Origin of the sequence: Kitasatospora sp. NPDC093806 (assembly GCF_040683335.1) — a bacterium.
GTDB lineage: Bacteria > Actinomycetota > Actinomycetes > Streptomycetales > Streptomycetaceae > Kitasatospora.
On sequence record NZ_JBFBDO010000241.1, the window covers coordinates 1 to 2,663 of the forward strand.

General features: G+C 72.5%; 1 protein-coding gene. It reads right to left on the reverse strand.

The features are described 5' to 3' along the window. A partial coding sequence (locus AB0N76_RS39625; RefSeq protein ID WP_363565714.1) for an amino acid adenylation domain-containing protein occupies nucleotides 1-2,663 on the reverse strand: 2,663 nt, incomplete at both ends.

A 2,663-nucleotide genomic window follows, 5' to 3' on the forward strand; every position in this document is an offset into this window, starting at 1 on the left:
GTGAGGTCGTTCTCCAGGACGTTGATGGACCAGCCGTCGAAGATGCTGTGGTGGACGGTGATCAGGAGGATGTGGTCCTGGGGGGCGAGGTGGAGCAGGTGGGCGCGGGTGAGGGGGCCGGTGGCGAGGTCGAAGGGCTGGTCGGCCTGGCGCTGGGTGTGCTCGCGGGCGGCCTGCTCGGGGTCGGCGGCACCCGACAGGTCGAGGCGTTCCAGGGGGATGGTGCCGGCGGGGTCGACGATGACGTGGGGCTGGTCGCCGTCGTTGCCGAAGCGTGAGCGCAGTACCTCGTGCCGTTCCTCGACGGCCTGCCAGGCCCGTTCCAGCGCGACCGGGTCCAGCGCACCCTTCAACCGGTAGCCCTGGAAGACGTGGTAGGCCGTCATCCCCGGCTGGAACCGGTCCAGGAACCAGAGCCGCTGCTGCGCGAAGGACAGCGGCGGACGGGCGTCGCGCGGCTTGCTCAGCAGCGGGGCGATCACCGGCCGCTCGGCCGCCGCGACCGCCTCGGCGAGCGCCGCCACGGTGCGGCCGTTGAACACCGCGCGCACCGGCAGGTCCACCTCGAAGGCCGCCCGGACCCGGGCGATCACCTTGGTGGCCAGCAGCGAGTGGCCGCCGATCTCGAAGAAGTCGTCCGTCACCCCGACCTTGGACAGGTTGATGACCTCGGCCCAGATGGCCGCGATCGCCGCCTCGCGCGGGTTGCGCGGCGCCAGGTAGGCGTCGTCGGCCCCGGCCTCGCGGTCCGGCAGCGGCAGCGCCTTGCGGTCGAGCTTGCCCGGGCCGGTGAGCGGCAGGGCCGCCAGCGGGACCAGGTGGCTCGGCACCATGTAGGCCGGCAGGGTCCGGGCCAGGAACTCGCGCAGCTCACCGGGGGTGGGGTCGCTGCCCGCGGCCGGGACGTAGTAGGCCGCGAGCCGCAGATCACCGGGGGTCGGCTCGACCGGGACGACGGCGGCCTGCTCGATCCCGGGGTGCGTGGAGAGCAGGGTCTCGATCTCGCCGGGTTCGATGCGGTAGCCGCGGATCTTGACCTGGAAGTCGGCGCGGCCGAGGAATTCGAGGGTGCCGTCGGGGCGGTGGCGGGCGAGGTCGCCGGTGCGGTAGAGGCGGGAGCCGGGCTCGCCGTAGGGGTTGGGGACGAAGCGGTCGGCGGTGAGGTCGGGGCGGCCGGTGTAGCCGCGGGCGAGGCAGGTTCCGCCGACGTGGATCTCGCCGGGGACGCCGAACGGGGTGGGGTTGCCGTGCCCGTCCAGCAGGTACACCTCGGTGTTGGCGATCGCCGTCCCGACCGGCGGGGCGGTCGGCCAGCCGGCCGGGTCGCCGGCCAGCAGGTGGGCGGTGATCACGTGCGCCTCGGACGGCCCGTACTGGTTGTCGATCCGGACGCCGGGCAGCCGGTCGATGAGGTCCCGGATCTCGCCCACCAGGTGCAGCTGCTCGCCGGCCGTCATGATCTCGGCGAGCGGCGGGAGTTCGGCGGCCGTGGCGGCGGCCTGGCTGATCTGCTCCAGCACCAGCGGCGGGCAGAACAGCCGGCGCACACCGTGGGTGCGCATGATGTCCAGCATCCGCTCGGGGTCGCGCCGGGCGTCCTCGTCGAGCAGGACGACGGCGCCGCCGCCGAGCCAGGTGGAGAAGATCTCCTGGAACGAGATGTCGAAGTTCAGCGCGGAGAACTGCAGCGTCGGGCCGTTGGTGACGGCGCGCTCCAGCTGCCACTGGAGCAGGTTCAGCAGCGGCTCGTGGGCCATCGCGATGCCCTTGGGGCGGCCGGTGGTGCCGGAGGTGTAGATGGTGTACGCGTGGCTGTGGGGGCCGTGGGTGGTGGGCGGGTCGACCGGGTTGTGCGGGTGCTGGTGGCTGCTGAGGAGCACCGGGGCGTCGGCGGGGAGCTTGTGCCGGAGTTCGGGGGTGGTGATGGTGAGGCGGGTGCCGCTGTCGGTGAGCTGGAAGTGGATCCGGTCCTCGGGGTGCTCGGGATCGAGCGCGAGGTAGGCGGCGCCGGCCTTGAGGATGGCGAGCAGGTGGGTGAGCTGGTCGATGCCGCGGGGCAGCAGCAGCGCGACGCTGCTCTCGGGGCCGTGGCCCTGTTCGCGCAGTGTCCAGGCGATGTGGTTGGCCCGGGTGTTGAGCTCCGCGTAGCTGAGCCGTTCGCCGTCGTGGACCAGGGCGGTGGCCTCGGGGGTGGCGGCGACCTGGTGGTGGAACCAGTCGGTGAGCGTCGCGTGGGCCGGCAGCGGCGTCGCGGGCTCGGTGGCCAGGAGGGTGGCCAGCTCCTCCGGGGTGGTCATGACGAGGTCGTCGACCCGGTGGTACGGGTTGGTGGCGATCGAGCGCAGCAGGGTGGCGTAGTGGTCCGCCAGTCGCTCCATCGTGGCCTGGTCGAACAGGTCGGTGGCGTAGACGAGTTCGACGCCGAGCGGACCGGTCTCGCCGCCGGTCAGGTGGAGCTCCAGATCGAACCGCGTGGTGGCGTCCCCGCCGGCCGTCCGGTCCACCCGGACGCCCGCCAGCTGGAGCCGCGAGTCCGCGCTGAACAGGTCGAACCAGGCCTGGATGAGCGGGTTGCGGCTGGTGTCGCGGGGTGGGGCGAGGTGTTCGATGAGTTGTTCGAAGGGGAGGTCTTGGTGGTTGAAGGCTTCGAGGGTGGTGTCGCG